This is a genomic window from Bacillus luti (genome assembly GCF_009739945.1).
GTDB classification, from domain to species: Bacteria; Bacillota; Bacilli; order Bacillales; family Bacillaceae_G; genus Bacillus_A; species Bacillus_A luti.
Genome location: NZ_CP040336.1, coordinates 2,569,457 through 2,594,012 on the forward strand (window position 1 = coordinate 2,569,457; position 24,556 = coordinate 2,594,012).

Consider the following 24,556-nt stretch of genomic DNA (forward strand, 5'->3'; position numbering starts at 1 on the left):
GAAACATGCGATCTAGGCGATATAAACGTGGTGATCGAGTAAAAATCAATATTCATAAATCAGTATCACCTGAAATGCTTGCATGGCTGAATAAACAATCAAACCCAACTAATTTCTTTTTCTTTGCAGCACAGCAATTATTTAAACAAGTAGGAGATATTGATGTGTCAAAAACTATACCAAGTAGCCATGTTTTCTCATTATATATAGAGCCAACATCACTATTAAAGATTGAAGTAAATCCTTTTAAAAACATACCACTGGAAGTAAATAAATCCACCGAAAGTACAAAAAAAAAATCATGGGATTCTGTTGATCAATTAGATTGTCCTTTTTTTTAAACATAGAAAAATTAATGAAGTGCCCATCACTATACATACGGATGCAGTGATGGGCTTTTGTTTGTGTATAGCCAATAAATAGAAGGAGCACTAGATGTGCCCCTTCTATTTATTGGTTCTATCTACATTTTTGATGTATGTTCTATAACTGCTTGCATTATGTCCTCCCAATCATCAGGGTGATTTTCATGTCCCGCACCTTCAAGAGTTAATAGTACTGATTTTGAAATTGCATCAATTAGCGCCAGACCATGTTCAAATGGGAGTGCTGTATCATCTGTTCCGTGAATGACTAATGTGGGTGCTTGTATGAAGTGGAGTATATCTTCATAAGCATCATCACCTTGAAGTAAAGCGTGATTAAACATACTCAATAGATTGTTAGCACGTTCTATTTCTTGTTTTACTTGTTTATAAACCCTATTTTCATCAAAGATTCGTTTTGATCCGCAAAGTAGACGAGAGCCTGAGACTAAATACTCTGCTACAGCATTTTGATTTGTCCAATCTATATTTTTACCATTTACGTGATGTGTCAAAATTCTTTCATCCATTGGGGGTAAATCACGAGTGTTGTTATCAGATCCTATTACACTTGTAGCTAGTAAAGTTAACGTTAGTATTCTTTCAGGGTGTTTTACAGCGGCAATTTGAGCAATCATACCACCTAATGACATACCAAATAGATGTGCTTTATCAATATGATACGCATCTAGTACCCCAATCGCATCTTCAGCCATATCCGTAACGGAATAATTAGAAGTTCCAGGTTCATATGCAACAGAGCGTCCCACATCACGGTTATCAAAACGAATAACAAATTTCCCTGTGTTCGCCAACCGTTCACAAAACTCTTCATCCCAATAAACCATTGAGCACGTAGCACCCATAATTAATAAAATAGTTGGGTTTTTAGGGTTCCCAAAGCTTTCTGTACATATATCAATCCCATTTATTTTAAATATTTTTTCAGTCATAGCGTTCTCCCCATTTCTTTTGAATTTAATTAAAAATACAATTTTGAATGATTCTTAGCTGTGTGTAAGTTTCGTTTTGGACTGCATAATGCTTCTTACGTAATTACCCCCAAAAATAAGTTTATGATAATTCAAAGCAAAAAATTTTGAGAAATATTTGTATGTTATTAAAATAAACACCAAGGAGGAGAGGAAATGAAAGCAATTGTTATTGAGCAATACGGTAGTGTTGAAGAATTACAAGAAAGACAAGTTTTAAAACCGGTTGTTAAAGGTAACGAGGTATTAATTCGGATTTTCGCAACATCTATTAATCCTGTTGATTGGAAAATTAGAAAGGGAGACTTACAAAAACAGTTACAGTTTTCATTTCCAATCATTTTAGGGTTAGATGTAGCTGGAGTTATTGAAGAAGTTGGGGAAGAGGTAGAGTGTTTCAAAATAGGAGATAGGGTGTATACGAAACCTGAAAATATAGGGCAGGGCTCTTATGCTGAATTCATTACAGTAAAATCGGACTTAGTATCCTATATGCCTACAAATCTAAGTTTTGAAGAGGCAGCTTCTATTCCTCTTGCAGGGCTTACAGCGTGGCAAAGTCTTGTAGATTATGCAGAAATAAAAGAACATGACCGAGTACTCGTTCACGCTGGAGCTGGTGGAGTTGGAAGTTTGGCAATCCAAATTGCAAAATCATTTGGAGCTTTTGTTGCGACAACTGCGAGTAGTAAGAATGAAGAGTTTTTAAAGTCTTTAGGAGCAGATCTTGTTATTGATTATAAAAAAGATAAATTTGAAGAACTACTATCAAATTTTGATATTGTATTAGATACAATAGGTGGGGAAGTACAAGAAAAAAGTTTTCAAATTATAAAGCCTGGTGGTGTTTTAGTTTCGATTGTCCATGATCCAATTCAAAAAGTAAAAGGGATAAAATCAGGGTTTTTATGGCTAAAACCAAACGGAAAGCAATTAGAAGTATTATCAAACTTAATTTTATACGGAAAAATAAAACCAATTATAAGTAAAGTAGTACCGTTTAGTGAGAAAGGGATTAGAGAAGCCCACATATTGAGTGAAGGTCAGCATGTTAGAGGTAAGGTTGTAATTAAAATGGAATGATAATGAAATTATTATTTATATGGTGAGTTGTATTTAATAAAAAGCAATTAGAACGCGTCAGAATTTAATACCCCAAAATATTTTGGGGTATTTGCTTTTATAGCATAAACTTTCGTATTGTATCATGTAATCTCTCTAATCCAATTACCATATCTTTTTCATTTAACATCGAATAGCTAATTCTTAATTGATTATTATTTGTTTCGGGATTTAATAGACAAGCTGTTCCTGGTAAAAAAGAGACATCTACTTCATTTGCCTTTTGTAATAAGGTAAAGGGTTCTATCGAATCAGGAAGTGTAATCCATAAATTAAAGCCACCATTTGGTATTTCAAAGTGTATTTCTTTAAGTGATAATAACATATCAATCGTTATATCACGTCTAATTTGTAAAGCTGTACGTAATTTTTCTAAATGATTTTTCATACGTTCTGCACGTAAAAAAGGTAGAAGTGCTTTTTGTGTTAATAAAGGGCTACCGATATCCATTGAACCTTTTACAGCATATAGCCATTCAAAAATAGGCCCTTCGGCTATAAGTGCAGCGATCCGCAATCCTGGTGCTAACGTTTTACTAAATCCTTTTATATATATTACATGGCCATGCGTATCAAAATTTTTGATCGGAGGGGGAACAGTAGCGCCCTCAAAATATATTTCTCCGAAAGAATCATCCTCAATTATAAAAAACTCATATAGCTCTGCTAGTTCTATAAGTTCCATTCTCCGTTCTTTACTCATTACTGTCCCCGTAGGGTTTTGGAAAGTTGGATTCGTATACAATAAAACAGGATTTTTACTTTGACAAATATCATCGATTAAGTCTGAACGAATTCCATGTTTATCAAGAGAAACCGGAATGATTTGAACACCTTTATTGACAAAAACATCAAGCGCAGCACCATAACATGGACTTTCCATTAATACGATATCGCCAGACTTTAATAATGTTTGAGCAATTAAATCAATTCCTTGTTGTGCTCCGCTTGTAATTAATAATTGAGAGGGGTCTGTCAGTAATTGCTGGTGTTCATTTAAATAATTTGCTATTTCAACTCGCAGTTCATAATCACCTTGAATTGGTCCATAAGTTGCTAGGATCATCTGATCTTTATTTAGTATTTTATGCATTTCGTCTGCCAAAAATGGATTTGGCAATAAACGAGGATATAAAATCGCTTGTGAAAAATCATAATATTTCCGGTGCTGATTCATTGCATATTGAGATCGCATAACATTAATCGTTTTCGTTTGTTGCCATTTAAACGGAATTGGTTTGAAATCTTTCTTTACATGTTTATGTATATAAGCGCCTTTTCCTTGCTTAATGCGTATATAGTCTTTCGTTTCTAATTGCTTATACGCTTTACGAACAGTTAATAGGCTGATCTGTAAATCTTCAGCCATGGAACGTAAAGATGGAAGGGAGTCACCATGTGCAAGCATGCCATTTTGTACTCTTTCAACAATCTGCATATATATTTGTTGATAATACGGAATGTTGGATTCTTTGCGTAGTACAATTTTCATAGCTTCACCTTTTTTCTTTTTATTTTTATTAAAGCGAAAAATATATAGGGAATCAACTACAACTTGAAGTAACTGTTATATGCACTGATACACTGTTATACACCATACCCTCTATACTCATTTTAAGAGTAAAAAGGGGGAAGTAAAATGGTCATTTTCAATTATATTTTAGTATGTATCATCTTCGGGACAACATTTTTAACGATAAAGGTTGGAATTGAAGCAGGAGCACCACCATTGTTTGCAGCAGGAATTCGTTTCTTTTTAGCGGGCGTCATCCTTATGATTATATATAAGCTAAAGCGAAAAGAGATTACACCACATGTATTTTCAAAACGTATTATGTATGCTGGATTTTGTTTAACGTTCATGACATTTGCAACTTTGTACTGGGCTGAACAATATATTTCTTCGGGATTAGCTGCTGTTCTTTCTGCTACAGGTCCAATGATGATTTTGTTATTACAAGCTAAGAGAAATAAAACAAAATTACAAAAGGAACAACTCGTTGCTTTAGTTATCGCACTAATTGGTGTTATCTTTGTTTCTTTACAAGGAATGCATCAAGAAGTAAGTTTCATATGGGGTATTGCTTGTATTGTTTTAGTAATAGGAGAGTTATTTTACGGAATAGGCTCTATTCACTCAAAAAAAATACTCTCGGATTTATCAAATGTCTCACCATTTCTCATTAATGGTATTCAAATGTTTTATGGAGGGGGTTTATTACTAATCGTATCTGTCATAGTGGAACAGCCAAATGTAACTATATTAACATCATGGAGTGTACAATGGCCTATTTTGTATCTCGTATTTATCGGGTCAATCGGTGGGCATGGTTTATATTATTGGCTTTTATCAAAAACAAATCCAGTGTTTCCATCAACGTGGTTATATGTTTCACCGTTAATCGCAATAATTGTGGGATATATCATTTTAGGAGAACCTTTGAATCCTACTATGGGAATAGGTGCTTGTTTCATATTGATTGGTGTATTTTTAGCTAATCGTTCCACACTCCGAACTTATTTCAAACAAGGAAGATTATTTGAGAAGGAAATGTAGTTGGATAAAGCAACAGCCCTGTAAATTACAGGGCTGTCATGTTCATAAAGATTGAATTACTATTTGGGATAAGTAAAGAAAGTATTACGGCCTAAAATAGTAGAAAAATCATTTATGACATGGATTAGAAATACAAAAGTTAGTTTAGAAGGGAATATAATTTCAAGTACCGTACTGAAATTATTGAGAAAAAGTGCAACATTAGGTTTTATATACAATTAAAAACCATTGCTATATCGCATGTTTATAATGTGCAAAATATTTGCTTTCCTTCTGTACAGAAGGAATTCAAAACAATTTATTAGGAAATGTGAATTGATATATTAGTGGGGAAATTAGAAGCATTAGAATCAAAAACACAGTTGGAAAAATAACCAACTGTGTTTTTTACTTAATTCGCTTTTTTTATAAACCCTTTATAATGACGTTTCACAAGTTGAGTTTCTAACGTTTTCATCGTTTCTAACGCTACACCAACGATGATCAGTAAGCTTGTACCACCAATTTGTGCAGAAGGTGGTAACGTAGCAATTTTTGTGAATAGGAGCGGTAATATTGAAATTGCACCTAAGAAAATTGCACCGATAAATGTTAGTCGGTATAAAATTTTAGTTACATATTGTTCTGTTGTTTTACCTGGACGAATACCTGGAACATATCCGTTTTGCTTTTTCAAATTCTCAGCCATTTGTTCAGGGTTTACTTGAACAAATGCATAGAAGTAAGTGAAAGCAACGATAAGACCAACATAAAGGATCATTCCGATTGGATGTGCGAAATCAAGATTCGTAATTAACCATTTTGATACGCTTGAATCAGGGAATAGCTGCGCAATTGTACGCGGCGTCATTAAAAATGCGGAAGCAAAGATAACTGGAATTACACCAGCACTATTTACTTTAAGAGGTAAATGAGTGTTTTTTGCTCCTTGATATTGATTATTGTTTCCTGAAACTGCTTTTGCATATTGAATTGGTATTTTACGCACAGCTTGTTGGATGTAAATAACGCCAACAACTATTGCTAAAATAACGAGACCAATTAAAACCATTTTTACAATGTGCATAAATAACTGATCGCCTGCGTTTTGGAATTGTTGTAAATAAATTTGATTTGCAACATTTGGAATCGCTGCAACAAGTCCAGCGAAGATAATCATAGAGATACCATTACCAACACCTTTAGCAGTAATTTGTTCACCTAACCAAAGTAAAAATGCAGTACCGGCAGTTAAAACTGTCGCAATAAATAAGTATGTAGTCCAGCTTTGATCTGTAATTAATTGTCCACCTGCTATATTATTAAAACCATAAGACATCCCAATGGATTGTATGAATGCGAGAATGATTGTAAAGTATCGAGTAAATTGAGCTGATTTCTTACGGCCCATTTCCCCTTGCTTTGCCCATTCTGAAAATTTAGGTATAACGTCCATTTGTAGTAACTGTACTATGATGGAAGCTGTAATATATGGTGTAATACCTACAGCAAAGATTGAGAAGTGTTGCAGTGCTCCTCCGCCAAATACGTTTAGCATACCTAAAACGTTGGCTTGATCTTGTACTTTTAATACCTCTGCGTTAGTATGAGGAACTGGAATAAACGTGCCAATTCGAAAGACAATTAGCATTGCTAGTGTAAAAAGAATTTTGTTTCTTATCTCAGCTACTCTCATGAAATTTGAAATCGTACGAAACATTATGTCGCCTCCTATATTTTTATCAGTTCAAAACTGATTATTATACCCTAATGAAGTAACCACAAACCTCCTTCCGCATTAAATTCATTTGACAAATGGATTTCATACATTTTGTAGTTTTCATGGATATAAAAATATAAGGTGTTTTTTAGCGACCTATAAGCTTTTCGTAATCATTCAATACACATAATATATCGAATAAATTAACAAATGTACATACATACGCATGAAAAATGAGTGAATAGGGGCATTTTTTACACTTATTTAATGCTAGATTGATAATTAGGAACGTTTTATGTAGTTGTATTGAAAGGATTGCGTGGAAAGTATTATGGTGTAGCTGTAGCACATGATAACCTCAAGGAAATCTTCAAGGATGTTGAGAAAACTCATATATTTAGTCGTGAATTAGAGAAACTATTAAAGCAAGAAAAGATTTGATTGAAATAGTAGTGAAGGAAAATCTTTTTTCTATAGAGAATATTTCTAACGCAGGAATCTAAGTATAGGTTCTAATGAAAGGAGAATTCACATGAATATATTTGTAAAGGACAAGTTTTATGAAACGAGAAATCAATTATTTGAGGAAATTACTTTGTTAAGTGATGCTCAATTTAATAGAAAACCAGATAAAGATAAATGGAGTATAGCGCAAGTTTGTCATCACTTAGTTTTATTAGATGATAGAGTTATAACGGTTATTTCGTCAGGATTAAAAAAGATGGATAGTTTCCAAAATGAGCGTAAAGAAATTCATACTATTGTATTAGATAGATCGATAAAATTTATAGCACCAGAAATGATTGAACCAAATATAGAATCATTTGAAGTGCTGCAAATGGTTGATTTGTTAAACGACTCTAGAAAAGAATTGATGCGTTTTCTGAGTACAATAGAAGATGAATCTAAATTGGCAAAAAAATCAGTGATGCATCCAGCTCTTGGAGAATTACTTCTTGATCAGTGGATAGAATTAATCTATTTGCATGAACAGCGTCATATAGAACAAATCAAAGAGGTCAAATTGCTTTGTGAAGTTGAAAAGTAAAAATTATTATCTATTTATTGAGCGATTTAGGATAGCATCAAGGGTTCGAGTGATAAAATACAAGTCTTGATTAAAATTATGATGAATTTAGTTGAAAGTAGCCAATAAGCAGAAGAAAATACGAAACTAGCAGATCTTACTCTTGAATAGGAAACGAACATTCAAAAAAACTGAATCCGAATTACTGTATAAGTGTAACCCCGTCTTAAATGAAGAACGGGGTTATTATTTTTGGAAGTGATCTCAGCATTTTCATTTAGAAGGAAATAAATTAGCAATGAAATCCGAAAATGTAACCAGCATTACACACTATATCTTTAAGTTATAATGATTTCCGGAGATGAGTTATATGTCCATAATTTTGACGGTACATATACATCTACCGTTGGTTTAGCGCTCTTCACACGTTAGAGGAAGAAGTAAATACTATTCTGCTAGGGGGGATATGCATTTTATTCTCTATATTTTCACAGCAGAACCACCTTCAAAATTATCTTTTGTAGTTGAAGTTTCCCGAATAATAAGTTACATTTTTAAAGTTCAAACAACTTTACGAAAGTACAAAAAGGGGAGGAATATTATTGTGCAAAGAATGAAATGGAAGAACTATGTATGTTACTTTGTAATTCTATTACTGCTCGGAACAGCAGTAATAGTCAAACCACCTATCTCTAAGGCTGAGGAATCTGAAGTTAATATTACATTGTTAGGTACTGCAGATATTCATGGTAGATTTATGCCGTGGGATTATGCACTTGATGGAGCAAATATGAGTGGAAGTTTGACGCAGCTTTATACGGTTATAAAGAAGGTCCGTCAAGAAAATCCAAATACCATATTAGTAGATGCTGGGGATACAATTCAAGGAAACTCAGTAGAATTATTCAACGATAAGCCACAATCGCCAATGATGGTAGCGATGAATACAATGGGATATGACGCCTGGGCATTTGGAAATCATGAATTCAACTTTGGATTAGATACATTGAAAAAAGTTAGTGAGCAATATAAGGGAAAAACGTTAGCAGGTAATATTTATAAGGAAAATGGAGAGCGCTTTCTTCCTGCATATACAATTGTAGAAAAAGGTGGAATTAAAGTTGGGATTATCGGTATGAATACACCAATGATTAGTGATTTTGAAAAAGGGACAGATCACTTAGATGGTTTAGTGGTGAAAAATCCGGTAGAAGAGACGAAAAAGGCAATTAAGGAATTAGAAGGTAAAGTAGATGTAATGGTAGGAGTTATGCATATGGGATTAGAAAATGAGAATGGTATCCCTGGTACTGGTGTTCAAGATATTGCAAATGCTTGTCCGGAACTAAGTGCTATTTTTGCGGCTCACATGCATAAACTTGTAAAAAAAGAAGTTGTAAATGGCGTAATTATTACAGAACCAGATAAATATGGAACACATATTTCACGTATTGACCTTACTTTTACAAAGCAAGATGGGAAGTTGGTTTTAAAAGATAAAACTGCTACCGCTATACCTGTAAAAAATGCTGATGGAACAACGATATTATCTGATCCTACACTTGAAGAAACACTAACACCTTTTCACGAATATGCGAGAGGAGATGCAAATGTTGTAGTCGCTCAATTAAAGGGTAGAAATCTTGTTCCTGAAAATGAAATAAAGGGTATTCCAAGTGTTCAGATTCAAGAAACACCTTTATCAGATTTCTTTCATGAAGTCATGCTCTACTACAGTAAAGCAGATGTAGTAGCCCATCAAATTGATAATGATTATGCCCGTTTGGATACAGGTCCTATTAAGAAAAAAGATATTGCGTATAATTACCAATATGCCTTGGGAGAAATTACAGTATATAAGATTTCTGGAAAAGATTTAAAAGACTATATGGAATGGGCAGCAGGATATTTTAACTCATCTCGTGCCGGAGATGTAACCGTTAGCTTTGATAAAACCCGCCGTGCGTCTAAATATAGTACGAACGATTTCTTTGGAGGCGTAAAATATGAAATTGACTTAACAAAACCATATGGAAGCAGAATTACAAATTTACGCTCTATTCGTACAAACAAACCAATCAAAATGAGCGATGTTATGACGCTGGGAATGAATGCATATAGAATGGAGGCTCTTCAGGCAAAAGGGGGAGCTTTAGAGGGGCGTAAGTTTGAACAAATTTGGTCATCTAAACAAGAGAATGCATTCGGAGAAACAGGTGGAACCATTCGTAACCTTGCTATTACATATTTAAAAGAGGTAAAAAACGGTGTATACACGCCAAAAGTTATGCGTAATTGGAAAATTACTGGTGTAGATTTACATTCTTCAGAGCATAAGGCTGTAGTTGATCTTGTGAATAAAGGGATTTTAGAAATTCCAAAAACAGAAGACGAAAAATACACAAATATAGCATCTATAAATACTAAAGATTCAATTACAAAAGAAGAGATTGTAGCACTCTCACAAAAAGCAAATATTAATCCAAATCAGTTTAAGCATATAAAAACGAAAGGTGAATTTTACAAAAAACTTAGTAGGATTACTAAAAAAATATAAATTATAAGGTTTCTTATAGTAATTGTTATTTTAATAACATTAAACCCACTCTTAAAATAGTAAAGAGTGGGTTTTTATGTTGTTATTTAGATGTAAGTGTACTTTTATTAGAATGAGTATAGATAATTAATAATTAACCAATTGGATGAGCGTCTAAAAGGACTCTTTTTTTATTCAAATTAATGTACATATGTGTTCCGTTCATTATTTATAATATTGACCACAATTTATGTAATTTTGCATAATTTTACATAAATTGTGTATTTTCTCTTTTTTCCGACAGTAATAGACAGTATACTTTGTACAAGCTTTCTATTTCAAAAATTATACGAGGTGAAATAATGAAAAACAAAAAGACATTAACTAAGGTAGCATTAACAACAGGATTAGCTTTAACAGCTGTGGCACCATATGGGGTAGGTCATGCAGAGGAAACAGATCAGCTACAAGTTCAAATTCAGGAGGAATCGTTCCGTTCGGGTGAACTTACACAACCGTCACAAAAGGCACCAGAAAATGTAGTAAAGGATGCACTTAAGGAGAAAACAGAGCAAGCTCTATCCCAAAAACAAGTCAATGGAGAAGCAGGAGTAGATTATAAAGTCCTTCAAAAACGTGGTTCGTATGATGGAACTACACTTGTACGTATGCAGCAAACATACGAAGGAAAAGAAGTATATGGCCATCAATTAACTGCACATGTAGATAATAATGGTGTTATTAAAAGTGTTTCAGGTGATAGCGCGCAAAATTTAAAACAAGAAGAATTGAAAAAACCTATTAATCTATCAAAAGATGAAGCAAGACAATTTATTTATACGAAGTACGGGAACGATATCAAGTTTATTACTGAGCCAGAAGTTAAAGAGGTCATTTTTGTTGATGAAAATAATGGACAAGCTAAAAATGCATACCAAGTTACCTTTGAAGCTGCAACACCAAACTATGTTTCTGGTACTTATTTAGTAAATGCACAAAATGGTGATATGTTAAAAAATATGGTACAAGAATCTAACTTAAAGGCCAGTGACAAACTAGTTGGAGCTTTAAAGAAAAGTAAACAAAGCAGTCTTACATCATTAACCGGAACAGGAAAAGATGATTTAGGTATTTCTCGTTCATTTGGTATCTCTAAACAAAGTAATGGCAAATATGCTCTTGCTGATTATACAAGAGGGCAAGGAATTGAAACATATGATGTGAATTACAGAGATATTACTAAAGAAGAAAGCTATTATCCTGGTACATTAGCGACTAGTACTTCGGCAACATTTAACGATCCAAAAGCGGTAAGTGCTCATTACTTAGCAACAAAAGTATTTGATTTTTATAAAGATAAATACAAGCGTAATAGCTTTGATAATAAGGGACAAAAGGTAGTTTCAGTTGTACACGCTTGGGATTCTGAAGAGACGAATGATCCGAAGAATTGGCAGAATGCATTAAGTGCTAATAATGGAAGTATGCTTGTATATGGTGATCCTATTGTTAAAGCATATGACGTAGCTGGACATGAATTTACACATGCTGTTACTTCTAGCGAATCTAATCTTGAATATTACGGGGAATCTGGTGCGATTAATGAGGCACTATCTGATATTATGGGAACATCTATTGAGAAATACGTAAATAATGGAAACTTTAACTGGACAATGGGAGAACAAACAGGATCTGTTTTCCGTGATATGGAAAACCCAGCTTCTGTTCCATCTTCACTAGGAGTACCTTATCCAGATGATTACAGTGAATTTAACGATTTTAATGGATGGGATCAAGGCGGTGTTCATTTTAATTCAAGTATTATTAATAAAGTTGCGTATCTCATTGCAAAAGGCGGTACTCATAACGGAGTAACTGTTAAAGGAATTGGTGAAGATAAAATGTTTGATATTTTCTATTATGCAAATACTGATGAGTTAAACATGACTTCTAATTTCAAAGAATTGAGATCAGCATGTATTCGAGTGGCAACTAATAAATATGGTGCGAATACAGCTGAAGTTCAAGCAGTTCAAAAGGCATTTGATGCAGCAAAAATTAAGTAATTTAGAAATATAGTCATCATTCATATATTAATACATTATGAAAAACAGCTAATATCATTTTAAGGATATTAGCTGTTTTTTTACGTAGCTATGTATTGTTGAAAATAAACTGACTAAGCAATAATTAGGTGCGTTATCTGTAAGAAGTTGCGACAAATAAATAAGGTTTAAAGTATATAAAAACAGAAAATTAATAATATATTGACCTCTTGATAGAAAGTCTATAAAATGAAAGCGATAACAAACGATTGCTTTAAAATGATTTCCCTGACCTTTTAGCATTTACAAATATATGAGGGCATACACAAATCTATTTTTTTAACTATTAATGCAAACGTTTTCGTATTAAAAGGTCATTGAAATACATACGTGAAAATAGCCAATATGGAGGTGAATTAAAAGAGATTTCTAGATTAATTTAAGCAGTGTTATTCAGTGTAAGCATAATAAATCGCTAGTAATATTTGAAGAAAGGGTGTATGTGGTGCAAATTACAAAAAGATTAATTAACAAATCATTTTTATTACTTACTATAATCGTTATGTTATCATCTGTTTTTTCTTTTCAAAGTGTAAAGGCAGTTTCAAATTCGAAAACAACTGAAGTTATCATTCATTACAAAGAGCAGTCTGGAAATACAAAAGACTGGAACCTTTGGATTTGGGGAGAAAACGCAAATGGTAAATCATATGAATTTACTGGTGAAGATGAATTTGGAAAGTACGCTAAGATGAATATAGATGGTGACTATAATCGTGTAGGATTTATCATTCGTACAAATGAGTGGGAAAAAGATGGTGGCGATCGTTGGATTGAAAATATAAAGGACGGTCGTGCTGAAGTATGGATTCTTTCGGGTGATGAAAAAGTATATAACTCTAAGCCTTCTTCGGATCTATCAATTCAAAAAGCAACTATTGATAGTTTCAATGAAATTACTGTAACGACTAATGTCCCGTTTAATATTAAGGAACGGAAAATTGAAATTGAAGGCATTAAAATTAAAAATATTAGTCCTTATGATATAAACAGTGGAAATATTACTAATAAGGTTAAAGTAATTACGGAGCAGAAAATTGATTTAAAACAGACATACAAAGTTAAAATTGAAAACTTAGCTGATACGAATACTGAAATCGGTAAAGTCATTCGTAGTGAGGAGTTTGATAATTTATTTTATTATGGTGGTAACGATTTAGGTAATGTATTTACACCACAATATACAAAGTTCCGTGTATGGGCTCCAACTGCAAGTGAAGCAAAGTTAGTTACATATAAAAACTGGAACGATAAAATAGGTGCTGAAATAAACATGCAACAAGGTGAAAAGGGAACTTGGACAGCAGAACTAAAAGGGAACCAAAAAGGGCTCTTTTATACGTATAAGGTCAAAATTGGTGATAAGTGGACTGAAGCAGTTGATCCGTATGCACGTGCTGCTTCTGTAAATGGGGATAAAGGTGCAGTCGTTAATTTAGAAGAAACAAATCCGAAAAAATGGAAAGCAAACAAAAAGCCAAAATTTAAAAATCCGGAAGATGCTATTATTTATGAGTTACATGTACGCGATCTTTCCATCCAACCTGAAAGTGGTATTAAACAGAAAGGGAAGTATTTAGGTGTAACAGAAAAAGGAACAAAAGGGCCAGAAGGTGTAAAAACAGGACTTGATCATATAAAGGATCTAGGTGTTACTCACGTTCAGTTTTTACCGATATTTGATTATGCTTCAGTAAATGAAGAGACTTTAAATGAACCGCAATATAACTGGGGATATGATCCTAAAAATTTCAACGTTCCAGAAGGCTCCTATTCTACAAATCCATATGAGCCAACTGTTCGAATAACTGAATTAAAGCAAATGATTCAAACACTACACGATAATAATCTTCGTGTTGTGATGGATGTAGTTTATAACCACATGTATAGTGCTACTGAATCTAATTTTCATAAGTTAGTTCCAGGTTATTATTACCGTTACAATGAAGACGGAACATTTGCAAATGGAACCGGTGTAGGAAATGATACTGCTTCAGAACGAAAAATGATGAGGAAATTTATGGTCGATTCTGTAGCATACTGGGCAAAAGAATACAATTTAGACGGATTCCGTTTTGATTTAATGGGTATTCATGATTATGAAACGATGAATGAAATACGTAAAGCTGTTAATCAAATTGACCCTTCTATTATATTGCATGGAGAAGGCTGGGATTTAAATACACCTCTTGCAGCTGAGTTGAAAGCAAATCAAAAAAATGCAGAGAAAATGAAAGGGATTGCACATTTTAACGATAATATACGTGATGGATTGAAAGGTAGTGTATTTGAAGAGAAAGAAAATGGATTTGTAAATGGAAAGGAAAGCATGGAAGACCGTATTAAAAAAGGGATTACGGCAGGTATTGACTACGATACAAATTCATCTACTTATCAAGATCCGGAGCAGGTATTAACTTATGTGGAAGCACATGATAATCATACATTATGGGATAAACTTGAGTTGACTAATCCAGGTGACAGTGAAGATGTGCGAAAACAAATGCACAAATTGTCTTCTTCGATTTTATTAACATCACAAGGCATTCCATTCTTACATGCAGGACAAGAGTTTATGCGTACGAAATATGGTGATCATAACAGTTACAAATCTCCAGATTCAATTAACCAAATGGACTGGTTACGCCGTGCAGCGTTTAATAATGAAGTAGATTATATGAAGGGCTTAATAGAATTACGCAAAAAGTACCCAGCCTTTAGAATGACATCTGCAGAACAAATTAAAAAACAAGTATCTTTTATTGATGCTCCAAAAAATGCTGTGGCTTATTCAATAGATGGAAAGGGCAATGGAAATAAAAACGAATACTTTATGGTCGCTCATAATGCAAATAGGGAATCCGTTGAAATCGCGCTTCCATCGAAAGGTCCTTGGAAAGTACTAGTAGACGGTAAACAGGCAGGTAGTAAAACACTTTATGTTGTCCGTGATAATAAAATTAAAGTCCCTGCTTTAAGTTCATTAGTTTTAAAAACAGAGAAACCGATTAAATAAATGCCAAAAGCGAAGTGAAGGTTGTTTTCATTTCGCTTTTAAAGTTAAAACAGTATAATTTCACATACTGTAATTATATTACAATTTAATAAATAAAAAGAGAAGAACTCACCAAGGTTCTTCTCTTTTTATGTGTAATTAGAGTTTCCGTGATTGTAAATATAAGAGTTTTTGAAAATAGCGAAAGGCAAGACGATGAATCGATTTACAAAGTGACAAGAAAATGACAAAACTGTAAGAATGCATGAATGTTTGTAAGAAAGTTCGATGTTTTCCTTTTTCTTTTTTTATTAAAGTGAAAAAGAAGAAAGCGATGTCATAAGAGGTTGATATTTTAGTTGAGTACAATAACTCAAATTATTCATGTAATGAGGGTATATGGCAAATAGTAAAACACCTTACTAAAAAGGAGGGATTTGAAAATGTCTTTTTCTCAATTCAATATTGATATTTTTCGAGCAATTAATGATTTAGGTAAACAATATGCTTTCCTAAACTCAGCCATGGTATTTTTGGCAGAATATATGGTATATATTTTGGGTTTAATTATTATAGCTTATTGGTTTACTGGGTTCAGAAAAAGTAGAATGCTGATTATTCAAGCGATGGTTGCTTTTGTAATTGCTGAGGTGATTGGAAAAATAGCAGGGAATTTTCATTTGAATTATCAACCGTTTGCAGTATTGCCTCATGTTAATAAACTTGTCGATCATACTGTAGATAATTCATTTCCTAGTGACCATACGATTCTCTTTTTTTCAATTTGTTTTTCGTTTTGGCTTGTTCGTAAAAAAACTGGATGGTTATGGCTTATACTTGCACTTTGTGTAGTAATCTCACGTATTTGGGTAGGGGTTCATTATCCTTTTGATGTTGCAGTAGGGGCTTTAATAGGGTGTATTTCAGCTGTAATTTCGTATTGGTTAGTACCGAAATTATCTTTTATTAGGCAATTACTTACTCAATATGAAAGGGTAGAGAAACATGTTTTACCATCCAAAAACAAATCAAAGGAATTTTGAGCATAGCCCTTTATCATCCTCATTACTATTCTCCACAAGTTGAATGGGCCGAGACATTCAATGCACTCATATCTAAAATACAGATACGATTGAAAGTAGAGATTATTTGTGCAGAAATCGATTGATTTAAACAGAGTTTTTGTTTGAGAAGGGAAGTAAAGACTTCTCGATGAAATGCGACGGCTGCTGGATTAAAGCGTTGATCCAGTCCTTCTGAGCTCATAAGTACCCCAATGGAAACTTCCAATTGTGTAAGTGATGTGCTAGCAATTTCTTGACTAAGCCATACGCAAAGGGCAATGAGTTCTTTTGCTGGATACTTATAAGATCGCTGTACAAAGCCAACTTGTTTGGCAATATCTTGTAGGGCCACTGGAGATAAAAAATATTGTAGCTCTTGAGCGGAAAAATTCAATCTATTTGAAATGATAGGATTCATCAAAACGCCATCCTTTCTTATAAACTGTTTACAATAAGCATAGCGTTTTTTCATTTTGAAGATATGATTCTAACTTTGCTTGATGGGAATGTGGAGAGATCACTTTAAACAACAGGAGTGATTTTTTTATGAGAGAAAATGGATTTTTATGTTAAAATATTTAAAAGAATATAATAATTATTATTTTTCTAACCGTTTGTATTGAATTATAAAATTTTTGGGGGAATAATTTTATGGTTAAACTAAGTGAAATAGTGTCTAAACTGGACATTGAACTTGATATAAAATCATTTGGGAAGGATTCTGCTTTCAGTCAATTCATACCAATGGTCTATGAACCTTTAAAGTTTGACTGGAAATCAGTTTTTGAAAAAGACTTTGTGGAATTATTTAATGGTCTAATGTTAAAAGGGGATGCAGATGTAAAGAAAATTTTTCTTGCCGTTTTCCCTACTGATGAAGTGTTGGAACGTTTTATAGAAGAAAGTAATAGCGGAGACTTACTTTTTATGCACCATCCCTTATTGATGGAATGTGGAGATCCAAAAGGAGTATGGGGCAAAGGCTTTGTTCCTATAAAAGAAAAATACATTAAACAAATAAAAGAAAAGGAATTATCATTCTATACATGCCATGTACCGATGGATTATCATGCCAATTTAGGTACAAGTGTAGCTATTGCTAAACAATTAAATGCAGAAATTATTGATGGGTTTTTAACAAGTTCTATAAATAATGAAGACCTAGTTCTAATTTGTAACATTGAAGAAAAGAGTGCAAGTGAACTAACTTCTCAATTAAAAGAAATATTCGATATTCCATATGTTGATTTTGAAGGTAAGAACATAAATAACGTAAAAAAAATAGCTATCGTTGCAGGTTGTGGCGACAAAGTAAGTTGGATGGAAGAAGCTGAAAAAAGAGGAGTTCAAGCTTATATCACTGGCGAAATCCATTGTCATATAGATAACGAATATGGTAAACAAAGATACAAACAAATGATGGATTATGTTTCTAATACTTCGATGTCTTTAATCGGCGTTTCCCATTCTGCATCAGAATATCTTGTCCATAAAACATTGATGAAGGAATGGTTTGAGAATAACTTTGATATTGAAACAGTTTTAATTCCACAGGAAAAATGGTGGTTATAAAGTTATAAAGTGATATTTAAAAGAGCTTGAATTCCCAAGCTCTTTTTTTGCGAATTTAGCTGAGAATTATATCGTGAAAACTAGGTGTTTTAGTCTGTGCTTCTTGCTGAAGTTTTAAGTTTAGCACCCCAAAAATGAAAAAAACAAGCGGAATTTTCATAAATAACTGTAAAAAAGTAAAATACTCGTTATGGGGTTTCTTAAAATCTTAGCGTGATGGGCATGTGACGTTACCCCTATAAGGGCTACTTTGCATCTTATGTGGTGAATTTTATAAATAGTGAAAAAGAGCCCTACATAAATGGGACTCTTTTTCTTCAAGTATTAACTTACTGGATATGCATTAGAACCGAGATAACGTTCTTTTATAATTTGAAGATGATGAAGCTCATGACCAGCAATGATGTATGCTAATGCACGAACTGTAACTTCAGATTGGTTTGCATTTCCTCTTTGTAACCAAGTGTCTTTATCTAAGCTTTTCAGTAAATGCACGGTAGATTGGCGAACAACTATTAAATTATCAAGAAGATTTTGCATAGATTGCTTATCAAAAGCAGCTTTAAGAACATACATATCATCGTTGTAGCCTGGAAGTTCAGCTGTCTCGCCTCGAGCAATAGATAACAAGCGATACGCCATAATACGTTCTGTATCTGCTATATGACCGATTACTTCTTTTATACTCCATTTAGTAGGAGCATATCGGAAAAGTCCTTCACTATCAGAAATCTTCTTTAATAAAAGATTCGTTTCCTTTATTTGTTGTTCTAAAATATGTATGATATTTCCGTCTGATACTAAGTTAATATACGTTGCATAATAGGAGTTATATTCACTTGCCTTTGGTTTTATTTGCATACGAATCATCCTTTATATTTAATCTTTAAGTACAGCTTATCATAAAAGAGTTTTTAATTAATCTGAAAATTTGAAATCGAAATAGTGTACTTTCACATCAATTAACAAACAGAAAAAAGGACTTTTGATTTAACTCTTAGAATATCGTTCTATTACAAGTTCTTTGATTGCTTCTGATGATAACGAGGAAATATAGAAAGGTTGTGAATTTATTTGGTGGGTTATAAAGCTATGCTGTTTGATTTAGATGATACGTTACTTGATAGGGATAAGGCAGTAGATAAATTGTTTTTATTTGTTTTAGAAACGTGTTATGAGGATGTTAGTGATACAGTCAAAAATAATATGTTACAGAAATTCAAAGAATACGATAAAAGGGAATATGGCATAAGTAATAAAACGGCAGTTTTGGAATCATTATTCGATGAATTCGCGCCAAAGTATAGATTGCCACGCAATTACATCCAAGATTTTTGGAATGAAAAATTCCCTAAATGTTTTTCGATAGACCAAAATACTATTCATTTCTTAAATCATATAAAGAAGCACTTTGAAGTTGGAATTATAACAAATGGCTCAACTCAAAGGCAAAAGGCTAAAATAAATAACACGAATTTAAACAATTACTTTGATACGATCATTATTTCTGAAGAAGTGGGATTTAGTAAACCTGATAAACGTATATTCGAACTAGCATTAAATAAGCTTAATGTAAAACCAGAAGATGTATTATTTATAGGAGATGACTTAGAAAAGGATATTGTTGGTCCTCAAAATGCAAATATAAAAGGTGTGTGGTTTAACCCTCAGAAAATCAAGAATACTACCAAAATACAACCATATGCCGAGATTAACACTTTGGATAGCTTGTTAAGTTATGTTACTCCACAATATTTTTTTAACAAGTAAAATTAATTTCATTGACCGTATTAGTAATATAAAAATCTGTATTTACAATAAAAAATAAGTGATTTTAATAGCTGCGGCTAATTTAATCTATGATTAACATGAAGTTTTGTAAAACAATTTTACTCATACTGTGTACATTATAAAGGGGTGGGACTATGGAAATAACGAAAGTAGTAATCGATGGAATCAATATTGCGGTCATTAGAAACGATAAGGTATTAATATCCGATGTTCAATCTGCATTAGATACTATGGCAACAGTTCAATATGAGGTAGATGCGAAACATATTATTATCCATAAATCTTTAATAAGTGAAGATTTCTTTGATCTAAAAACACGTCTGGCGGGTGATATCCTTCAAAAATTTATAAACTACAAGGTAAAGATTGCTATCATTGGAGATTTCTCTATGTATACAAGTAAAAGCTTAAAGGATTTTATTTATGAATGTAATAAAGGTAAAGATATTTTTTACTTAGCAACTGAACAACAAGCAATTGAAAAACTAAGTACATTAAAATAATAATAATACCCCCAGTAAAATCTCCCTCTTTTTCACATCGCTTATTATTTACAACATATAAGAACTGATGTTTGTGATAAACTAAGAAATGAATAAAGGGGGAATTTTCTTGAACAATTTTAATGATATAATCCACAATTTAAACAGCATAGTTTACAAACCTAACAATTTAATGATTACGAATCTAAAAGAAGAAAAACAAAACGCAGAATATGCAGGATGTTTATTTCACTTAAATAACAAAAACATTCGTTTTAGAAAATCAAAAATTACTCCTAATAAAATTGGTCAATTTGTTTCTTTTTGGGAGAAAGATGATAATATGCAAAATCAAGCGTTTTCTTATGACGCTGCTCCTGACTTATTAGTTATTACTTGTATAGATGATAATAAACTAGGACAATTTATTTTCCCTAAAGAGATTCTTCTTAAGGAAAAAATCTTGAGAACACAAAATCAAAAAGGCAAGATGGCTATGAGGATTTATCCGATCTGGGATACCCCTGTTAGCAACCAAGCTAAAAAGAGCCAAATATGGCAGCTTCAATATTTTGTTAATTTAAGTGATCATCATAATTTACCTATAGACAAACTATTAAATTTGTATTCATAGCTTCTTATCTTAAGTAATCTTGTAGGTTAGACTTTTTGTACCGGTACAGTTAAACGAAATGTACATTGTTTCAGTACCCCATCAAATTTACAATCAGCATATACTGTTTTAACTTATACATTTTAAGGGGTGCTGACTATGACAAGTCTACAACATAAGCTTTTTACAAGATTAAATCTTGCAAAGTGTACTGAAGTGAAGTTTGAAGAATTAAATACAATTCTCTTTGCATTTGCACACACTATACCATTTGAGAATTTAGATGTTATAGCAAGTAATACGAATACAATTACTATGGAAAATTTACAGGATAAAATTTTAACTAGATCCCGCGGCGGACTTTGTTATGAATTAAACACTCTTTTTTACTACTTTTTAAAAGATTGTGGTTATGATGTACAACTTGCATTAGGTACCGTATATAAAAATGATATAAACGCTTGGGCACTTGAAGATGGGCATATAACGATTATTCTAAATTACGATAACGTACGATACGTAATTGATGTAGGTATTGCTTCTTTAGTACCTCTAGTTCCTGTATCTTTTACTGGTGAGCCTGTTTCTTCTAAAAATGGTACGTATCGAGTGAGACGAAAAGATACGAGTAAAGGGAATTACGTTCTAGAAAGAAAAGATACGAATGGTGAGTGGAAAGTATGTCATGCTTTTTATAATCATATCATTGATGAGGCAGTAGTGAATGATGTTCAAAAAAGAGTAGTAGAAGATGAGAAATCTATTTTCAATAAAGGACCCATTGCGGTCAAATTGACGGACTCTGGCCATGTCTCTTTAACAAATACTAGTTTCACTGAAATAGTTCATGGTGAAAAAGTGAAACGTGAAATTACAGAAAATCAATATAGAAAGCTTTTATATACTTTATTTGCTATTGAGTTGTGAATATACAAATAGCCGGTTCTTATTCAGAATCGGCTATTTGTATAATTTTTGGTTTGAAAGGTTTTCTTCTAATGTGTTTAGGGAACTGTGGTATAGTTAATGTTTTTAATGTTTCTGCAGCCTCTTCGTATGAATTAAAAACTGGTTCTTTTCCATCATCCCCCTGTAAAACTAGTCCTTCATCTCGGATTACATACGGCATAAAACGACCCCTTTAAATAAAGATTTTTGTTCTTTTGAAACAGAATAACACTATTTAAAGTTTGATTTTCTTAATAGATATAATACACTAGAACAGTATAAAAAAAGTATATAAAATGAATATTGGATGTAAAGGAAGATTATTATGTCAGTAATTGATAAATTGAAACTAAATAAGTATACAAATATGGTTGTTATTAATGAACCAAGTGATTATGACATTTTTACAGGTAAAGAAACATCATTTTCAAAAGAACATGATGCTGTTTTTATTTTTGTAGAAACGCTTGATGAGATGGTAGAGCATACAAATTTCATTATTAAAAATGAAGAGTTGTTACTTGAGAAAGGTTATGTATTTTTTGCGTATCCGAAAAAAGGTAATTCTCGTTATAGTACTTTTATTCATCGTGATGAAATGTTTCCAGCTTTAAATGTTGGAGAAGATGGGTATGTAGGAAAGAGCGATATTAAATTTGCGCGAATGGTAAGTATGGATGACGTCTTCACTGTTGTAGGCTTAAAGCGTGAGAAGAAAAAAGCGACGAAAACACCTGCAATGAGCCAATGTGTAGCTGATTATGCAGATCGAATTCAAGATGTTGAAGCTTTATTAGCTAATCATCCAAATGAACTTACGTTTTATCAAAGTTTAACACCTGGATACCAAAAAGATTGGGCGCGTAATTTATTTTCTGTAAAACAAGAAAAAACACGTGAAAAACGTCTTGAGAAAATGATTGAAATCCTTTCACAAGGATATAAAACAATTGAATTATTCCGTAAGAAGAAAAAATAATGATTAGGAACGTCACAATGATGCAACAATTAATTGCGATGAGTACATTGAAAAAAGTATTCCTTCCATTATACTAAGGAATGTTCTTATATTTATATAATTAGTAAAAAAGAAAAGGTGTTTAAAATGAAATCGTATATTGTAGTTGGAGCCGGTATTTTAGGAGCGTCTACTGCTTATCATCTTGCTAAGGCTGGCGCGAACGTTATTATCGTGGATCGTCAACAAGTAGGTCAAGCAACTGATGCAGCAGCCGGTATTGTCTGTCCATGGCTTTCACAACGTCGTAATAAGGCATGGTATAAAATCGTTAAAGGCGGTGCGCGTTACTATTCTTCGTTAATTCAGCAATTAGAAGAAGACGGTGAAACGGATACAGGTTACAACCGTGTAGGTGCAATTAGTTTACATACTGATGAGAAAAAATTAGATCAAATGGAAGAGCGAGCGTATAAACGCCGTGAAGATGCACCAGAAATTGGTGAAATCACTCGCTTATCAGCTGAAGAAACGAAAAAATTATTCCCAGCATTATCAGAAGAATATAGTTCTGTTCACATTAGTGGTGCTGCACGAGTAAACGGAAGATTATTACGCAACGCATTAATAAGCGCTGCGAAAAAACATGGTGCAACTTTTATAAAAGGCGATGCAGTATTAGTCCGTGAAGGTAATCATATTACGGGAGTTAAAGTAAACGATGCAACAATTTTAGCAGAAAAGGTTATTGTAACTGCAGGTGCATGGGCGAATGAAATCTTAAACCCATTAGGAATTAATTTCTTAGTTACGTTCCAAAAAGGACAAATTGTTCATTTGCAAATGGAAAATACAGCAACAGAAAATATGCCTGTTGTTATGCCGCCAAACGATCAATATATTTTAACGTTTGATAATGGTCATTTCGTAATTGGTGCAACACATGAGAATGATACTGGTTTCGATCACCGTGTAACTGCAGGTGGTTTAAACGAAGTTTTCCATAAAGCAATAACAGTTGCACCTGGATTAGAAAATGCTACCATGCTTGAAACGAGAGTTGGATTCAGACCATTTACGCCAGGATTCTTACCTGTTATTGGCCCGCTTCCTAACTTTGAAGGTATTCTCGTTGCGAACGGATTAGGTGCTTCAGGTTTAACGGCAGGTCCATATTTAGGGTCAGAACTTGCTAAATTAGCGCTGGGACAACCAATTGAATTAGATTTAAATGATTATGACGTTGCTGGCGCAATTGAATAACATGGAGTACTTAAGCAAATTCGACAGGAAATAATCAGTTTTTCTTCGTTAAGAGTAAGCCTGTTTATGAAAAATAAAATACTTTAAAAATAGAGGGCCGACACGATAAACCTGCATTATTAATGTAGAATTGTGATGTTGGCTCTTTATTCATATTTATTTAAAGACGTTTATGTAATAAAAGAATTTTCTTTTGGAGTTAAAGTCCCTACAAAAAACATCTCATTATCTAAAGAACATTTCCATTATAAATGGTTTTGCTTTGAGGAAGCAGTAAAGCTTTTGAAATGGGATAGTAACAAAACAGCATTGTGGGAATTAAACAAAAGACTATTAAAACAATTAAAGTGTTAGCTAACAAAAATATTAGTGGAACAAGAATTGAACAATTAAGACAAGCCTTGCTACACTTCATATGTAGCAAGTTTTTTCTTAGCGTCGTTTTTTTAAAACCAAATTGTGATCAA

The 24,556-nt window shown here is 32.9% G+C and carries 20 protein-coding genes and 2 pseudogenes; 16 read left to right on the plus strand and 6 right to left on the minus strand.

Going from position 1 to position 24,556, the window contains the following annotated elements; translation table 11 throughout:
- The first annotated feature begins 5 nt into the window (after window positions 1–5).
- The gene (locus tag EUC40_RS13185; protein ID WP_071712039.1) at window positions 6–341 is read left to right on the plus strand and encodes a hypothetical protein; all 336 of its coding nucleotides are present in this window, start codon (window positions 6–8) and stop codon (window positions 339–341) included.
- Window positions 342–463: 122 nt separating this feature from the next.
- On the opposite strand, the gene mleBCA is transcribed toward EUC40_RS13185, so the two are convergent.
- Entirely contained in the window at window positions 464–1,318 is an 855-nt protein-coding gene (gene mleBCA / locus EUC40_RS13190) for a BCA family alpha/beta fold macrolide esterase (protein WP_156575596.1), read from the minus strand.
- A 195-nt stretch (window positions 1,319–1,513) separates the two neighbouring features.
- On the opposite strand from mleBCA, the gene EUC40_RS13195 reads away from it, so the two are divergent.
- A complete protein-coding gene (locus tag EUC40_RS13195; protein WP_156575597.1) occupies window positions 1,514–2,440 on the plus strand; it encodes an NADP-dependent oxidoreductase in 927 nt (308 codons plus the stop codon).
- Window positions 2,441–2,537: 97 nt separating this feature from the next.
- On the opposite strand, the gene pdxR is transcribed toward EUC40_RS13195, so the two are convergent.
- A complete protein-coding gene (gene pdxR, locus EUC40_RS13200; RefSeq protein WP_156575598.1) occupies window positions 2,538–3,971 on the minus strand; it encodes a MocR-like pyridoxine biosynthesis transcription factor PdxR in 1,434 nt (477 codons plus the stop codon).
- 147 nt (window positions 3,972–4,118) lie between these two features.
- Between pdxR and EUC40_RS13205 the strand changes: the two genes are divergently transcribed.
- The gene (locus EUC40_RS13205) at window positions 4,119–5,036 is read left to right on the plus strand and encodes a DMT family transporter (RefSeq protein WP_156575599.1); all 918 of its coding nucleotides are present in this window, start codon (window positions 4,119–4,121) and stop codon (window positions 5,034–5,036) included.
- Window positions 5,037–5,427: 391 nt separating this feature from the next.
- Here the strand turns inward: EUC40_RS13205 and secY are convergent, their stop codons facing one another.
- The gene (gene secY, locus EUC40_RS13210; protein ID WP_156575600.1) at window positions 5,428–6,735 is read right to left on the minus strand and encodes a preprotein translocase subunit SecY; all 1,308 of its coding nucleotides are present in this window, start codon (window positions 6,733–6,735) and stop codon (window positions 5,428–5,430) included.
- Between the two features lie 532 nt (window positions 6,736–7,267).
- Here secY and EUC40_RS13215 point away from each other — a divergent pair.
- The 5 genes from EUC40_RS13215 to EUC40_RS13235 all read left to right on the plus strand — a co-directional run bounded on the left by EUC40_RS13215 (window position 7,268) and on the right by EUC40_RS13235 (window position 16,441).
- Window positions 7,268–7,783, plus strand: coding sequence for a DinB family protein (locus tag EUC40_RS13215; protein WP_156575601.1), 516 nt, complete (start codon window positions 7,268–7,270; stop codon window positions 7,781–7,783).
- 583 nt (window positions 7,784–8,366) lie between these two features.
- Window positions 8,367–10,319, plus strand: a complete 1,953-nt coding sequence (locus EUC40_RS13220) for a bifunctional metallophosphatase/5'-nucleotidase (RefSeq protein ID WP_156575602.1) — start codon at window positions 8,367–8,369, stop codon at window positions 10,317–10,319.
- A gap of 341 nt (window positions 10,320–10,660) precedes the next feature.
- Complete coding sequence (locus EUC40_RS13225) at window positions 10,661–12,364, plus strand: M4 family metallopeptidase (RefSeq protein ID WP_002018517.1); 1,704 nt, start codon at window positions 10,661–10,663, stop codon at window positions 12,362–12,364.
- A gap of 484 nt (window positions 12,365–12,848) precedes the next feature.
- A complete protein-coding gene (gene pulA / locus EUC40_RS13230; RefSeq protein ID WP_156575603.1) occupies window positions 12,849–15,419 on the plus strand; it encodes a type I pullulanase in 2,571 nt (856 codons plus the stop codon).
- 422 nt (window positions 15,420–15,841) lie between these two features.
- Complete coding sequence (locus EUC40_RS13235) at window positions 15,842–16,441, plus strand: undecaprenyl-diphosphatase (RefSeq protein ID WP_156575604.1); 600 nt, start codon at window positions 15,842–15,844, stop codon at window positions 16,439–16,441.
- A 43-nt stretch (window positions 16,442–16,484) separates the two neighbouring features.
- Here the strand turns inward: EUC40_RS13235 and EUC40_RS13240 are convergent.
- Window positions 16,485–16,880: pseudogene (locus EUC40_RS13240) on the minus strand (IS4 family transposase); the annotation flags it as partial.
- Window positions 16,881–17,113: 233 nt separating this feature from the next.
- On the opposite strand from EUC40_RS13240, the gene EUC40_RS13245 reads away from it, so the two are divergent.
- On the plus strand, window positions 17,114–18,034 hold the full coding sequence (locus EUC40_RS13245; RefSeq protein ID WP_156575605.1) for a Nif3-like dinuclear metal center hexameric protein: 921 nt from the start codon (window positions 17,114–17,116) through the stop codon (window positions 18,032–18,034).
- A gap of 324 nt (window positions 18,035–18,358) precedes the next feature.
- Here the strand turns inward: EUC40_RS13245 and EUC40_RS13250 are convergent, their stop codons facing one another.
- The gene (locus EUC40_RS13250) at window positions 18,359–18,895 is read right to left on the minus strand and encodes a DinB family protein (protein ID WP_156575606.1); all 537 of its coding nucleotides are present in this window, start codon (window positions 18,893–18,895) and stop codon (window positions 18,359–18,361) included.
- Window positions 18,896–19,111: 216 nt separating this feature from the next.
- Here EUC40_RS13250 and EUC40_RS13255 point away from each other — a divergent pair, with 216 nt between their 5' ends.
- From EUC40_RS13255 to EUC40_RS13270, 4 genes are all read left to right on the plus strand, one after another.
- Window positions 19,112–19,804, plus strand: coding sequence for an HAD family hydrolase (locus EUC40_RS13255; protein ID WP_208814655.1), 693 nt, complete (start codon window positions 19,112–19,114; stop codon window positions 19,802–19,804).
- A gap of 155 nt (window positions 19,805–19,959) precedes the next feature.
- The gene (locus tag EUC40_RS13260; RefSeq protein ID WP_156575607.1) at window positions 19,960–20,328 is read left to right on the plus strand and encodes a DUF4180 domain-containing protein; all 369 of its coding nucleotides are present in this window, start codon (window positions 19,960–19,962) and stop codon (window positions 20,326–20,328) included.
- 109 nt (window positions 20,329–20,437) lie between these two features.
- On the plus strand, window positions 20,438–20,941 hold the full coding sequence (locus tag EUC40_RS13265) for a MepB family protein (RefSeq protein WP_156575608.1): 504 nt from the start codon (window positions 20,438–20,440) through the stop codon (window positions 20,939–20,941).
- A 138-nt stretch (window positions 20,942–21,079) separates the two neighbouring features.
- Window positions 21,080–21,847 (plus strand): arylamine N-acetyltransferase family protein, encoded by a 768-nt coding sequence (locus tag EUC40_RS13270; protein WP_156575609.1) that lies wholly within the window; start codon window positions 21,080–21,082, stop codon window positions 21,845–21,847.
- A 19-nt stretch (window positions 21,848–21,866) separates the two neighbouring features.
- Here the strand turns inward: EUC40_RS13270 and EUC40_RS13275 are convergent, their stop codons facing one another.
- Complete coding sequence (locus tag EUC40_RS13275) at window positions 21,867–22,049, minus strand: hypothetical protein (protein ID WP_071712068.1); 183 nt, start codon at window positions 22,047–22,049, stop codon at window positions 21,867–21,869.
- A gap of 144 nt (window positions 22,050–22,193) precedes the next feature.
- Between EUC40_RS13275 and EUC40_RS13280 the strand changes: the two genes are divergently transcribed.
- The 3 genes and pseudogenes from EUC40_RS13280 to EUC40_RS13290 all read left to right on the plus strand — a co-directional run.
- Window positions 22,194–22,847, plus strand: a complete 654-nt coding sequence (locus tag EUC40_RS13280) for a YdeI/OmpD-associated family protein (RefSeq protein ID WP_088059013.1) — start codon at window positions 22,194–22,196, stop codon at window positions 22,845–22,847.
- A gap of 126 nt (window positions 22,848–22,973) precedes the next feature.
- Entirely contained in the window at window positions 22,974–24,089 is a 1,116-nt protein-coding gene (locus EUC40_RS13285) for an NAD(P)/FAD-dependent oxidoreductase (RefSeq protein ID WP_156575610.1), read from the plus strand.
- A 162-nt stretch (window positions 24,090–24,251) separates the two neighbouring features.
- A pseudogene (locus EUC40_RS13290) lies at window positions 24,252–24,443 on the plus strand (NUDIX hydrolase); the annotation flags it as partial.
- Between the last annotated feature and the right edge of the window lie 113 nt (window positions 24,444–24,556).

Excerpts from the sequence above, each read along its gene's own strand:
- EUC40_RS13185 (WP_071712039.1), top strand. The coding sequence starts at position 6 with ATGCGATCTAGGCGATATAAACGTGGTGATCGAGTAAAAATCAATATT.
- mleBCA (WP_156575596.1), bottom strand. The coding sequence starts at position 1,318 with ATGACTGAAAAAATATTTAAAATAAATGGGATTGATATATGTACAGAA.
- EUC40_RS13195 (WP_156575597.1), top strand. The coding sequence starts at position 1,514 with ATGAAAGCAATTGTTATTGAGCAATACGGTAGTGTTGAAGAATTACAA.
- pdxR (WP_156575598.1), bottom strand. The coding sequence starts at position 3,971 with ATGAAAATTGTACTACGCAAAGAATCCAACATTCCGTATTATCAACAA.
- EUC40_RS13205 (WP_156575599.1), top strand. The coding sequence starts at position 4,119 with ATGGTCATTTTCAATTATATTTTAGTATGTATCATCTTCGGGACAACA.
- secY (WP_156575600.1), bottom strand. The coding sequence starts at position 6,735 with ATGTTTCGTACGATTTCAAATTTCATGAGAGTAGCTGAGATAAGAAAC.
- EUC40_RS13215 (WP_156575601.1), top strand. The coding sequence starts at position 7,268 with ATGAATATATTTGTAAAGGACAAGTTTTATGAAACGAGAAATCAATTA.
- EUC40_RS13225 (WP_002018517.1), top strand. The coding sequence starts at position 10,661 with ATGAAAAACAAAAAGACATTAACTAAGGTAGCATTAACAACAGGATTA.
- EUC40_RS13235 (WP_156575604.1), top strand. The coding sequence starts at position 15,842 with ATGTCTTTTTCTCAATTCAATATTGATATTTTTCGAGCAATTAATGAT.
- EUC40_RS13245 (WP_156575605.1), top strand. The coding sequence starts at position 17,114 with ATGGTTAAACTAAGTGAAATAGTGTCTAAACTGGACATTGAACTTGAT.
- EUC40_RS13250 (WP_156575606.1), bottom strand. The coding sequence starts at position 18,895 with ATGCAAATAAAACCAAAGGCAAGTGAATATAACTCCTATTATGCAACG.
- EUC40_RS13260 (WP_156575607.1), top strand. The coding sequence starts at position 19,960 with ATGGAAATAACGAAAGTAGTAATCGATGGAATCAATATTGCGGTCATT.
- EUC40_RS13270 (WP_156575609.1), top strand. The coding sequence starts at position 21,080 with ATGACAAGTCTACAACATAAGCTTTTTACAAGATTAAATCTTGCAAAG.
- EUC40_RS13275 (WP_071712068.1), bottom strand. The coding sequence starts at position 22,049 with ATGCCGTATGTAATCCGAGATGAAGGACTAGTTTTACAGGGGGATGAT.
- EUC40_RS13280 (WP_088059013.1), top strand. The coding sequence starts at position 22,194 with ATGTCAGTAATTGATAAATTGAAACTAAATAAGTATACAAATATGGTT.
- EUC40_RS13285 (WP_156575610.1), top strand. The coding sequence starts at position 22,974 with ATGAAATCGTATATTGTAGTTGGAGCCGGTATTTTAGGAGCGTCTACT.